Genomic DNA, 1,728 nt, shown 5'->3' on the forward strand with positions numbered 1-1,728 from the left:
CCCTGCATCACCCCAGTCTTAACGACCACGAGCCAACCCCCGGCAGGCGCGCCTTAAAAAAGGCGAAACCACACCCAAAGTTGTTCAGCAGACTCCTAGACGGGCATGCCGGGCTGCATCCTGAACTTTGCAGGCTGAGCGCACGCCAATGCGGCGGAGGGGTACAAGAGCTCCTCCGCCGCATTCTCCTACCGCGGCATGATCAGCCCTGGGTGGAGCGCACCTGGATTCAGTCGAACCGGCTCGTAGCCAGGCGTCGCAGGGCGAGGGCTAGTGCCAGTCGCACGCGTCCGCGGGGAGGGCGCGAACTCAGCATGGGGCGATGCGACCAGTCAATCAAAGTGAGCCGAGCAACCAATCGGAAGTTCAGCGTATCGTGATCCCGGACCGGATGATGCGGAGTGTTGCGGGGATGCGGTCGATGTCGTCGCGACTGACGCCGACGAAGACAATCATGGCCATCAGCAGGTCGATGACGGCGTCGAGGTCGGCTGCTGGTGAGATTTGCCCGTGGGTGACGGCAGCGGTGAGGTTCTCAGCGACTCTGCCCGGGCCGGGCTTGAAGTCCCGATCGTGCGCGCACCGTCGCCGGCGATCGACGATATCGCCGGCTGGTCGGCCTGTGTCGAGCAGACCGACGCGTTCGTCACTGAGATGCTGGCCGGGATGACCCTCCCGATGGAATCGTCTCTGGAGCAGATCGGGGGCGTCCCCACCCATGTCGTCACGCCGATCGGCACGGTGGTCGGCGACGATGCTCCCATATTCCGCATCATTCACGGCGGCGCCATGATCGTGGGCGGCGGCGACCTCACCCGTGTGATGACGGAGATTTCAGCGCTCAGCGCGCCAATCACACGCTGGGCGCCGGACTACCGGCGACGCTCTGGAGGATGCCGAGGACGTCGTGCCCCTTGCCGCCCGTTCGGGACGGGACGTTGTTGTTGTGATCGGTTTTGGAGGTATAGGGGAACTTATTGCCCGTCGCCAGGCGCCGGGCAAGCGCCTGTTGATCGCCGACTTCAGCCAGGAAGCTCTCGATCGGGTCGGTTCGATGCTGCGCGTTGACGCTACGACGTCACCGAACACAAGGTGGACGTTTCGTCCGCGGAATTGATGGCGGAGTTGGCGGACGTGGCATCCGCTCTGGGATCTGTCGTGCAGGTGATTCACACGGCGGGACTCTCGCCGGTGCAGGCATCGGTGGCGGCGATCGTCGCGGTGGACCTGGTGGGGGTGGCTAACATGCTGGAGCTATTCGGTGCTGTGATCGCGCCGGGCGGAGCGGGCCTGGTCATCTCCAGCATGGCCGGTCACGGTGTTGAGCTGTCGGCGGAGGACGAAGACGCCCTCGCCACCCTGTCCGCGGCCGAATTGTCTGCTCTGCCCGTGATTCAGGGCCTGACGGAACCCGGGATGGCCTACGGTATCGCCAAGCGGGGAAACCAGGTTCGTGTTCAAGCGGCCAGCGTGGAGTGGGGTCGTCGTGGGTCCCGCGTCAATTCGATCAGCCCGGGAGCCTGTCAAGTTTTTTGTGTAAGTGTTGGGAATTGGTTAGAGGTGGGGGTTGATTCGGTCGGGGTAAATCATCACGAGCTGGCTGAGGGCTTGCTTCCAGTTCGTGGTGATTTGGCCTTCGACGAGGCGGCCTTCGGCGTTGCGTTTGACGCCTGCGGCTCGACCTCGTTCCTTGGCTCGGTCGCGGGCTCGTTTGTCTTCGATGTTGCA

At 63.7% G+C, this 1,728-nt stretch carries 2 protein-coding genes and 1 pseudogene; all 3 read right to left on the reverse strand.

The features are described from left to right. Positions 1–366 precede the first annotated feature (366 nt). Complete coding sequence (locus tag E3T43_RS09965; RefSeq protein ID WP_134472347.1) at positions 367–780, reverse strand: hypothetical protein; 414 nt, start codon at positions 778–780, stop codon at positions 367–369. A 474-nt stretch (positions 781–1,254) separates the two neighbouring features. Beyond that, the gene (locus tag E3T43_RS19090) at positions 1,255–1,461 is read right to left on the reverse strand and encodes a hypothetical protein (protein ID WP_134472348.1); all 207 of its coding nucleotides are present in this window, start codon (positions 1,459–1,461) and stop codon (positions 1,255–1,257) included. A 93-nt stretch (positions 1,462–1,554) separates the two neighbouring features. Next, positions 1,555–1,728 (reverse strand): annotated as a pseudogene (locus E3T43_RS09975) (IS256 family transposase); the annotation flags it as partial.

This window comes from Cryobacterium sp. Hh7 (genome assembly GCF_004403155.1).
Classification (GTDB): domain Bacteria; phylum Actinomycetota; class Actinomycetes; order Actinomycetales; family Microbacteriaceae; genus Cryobacterium; species Cryobacterium levicorallinum.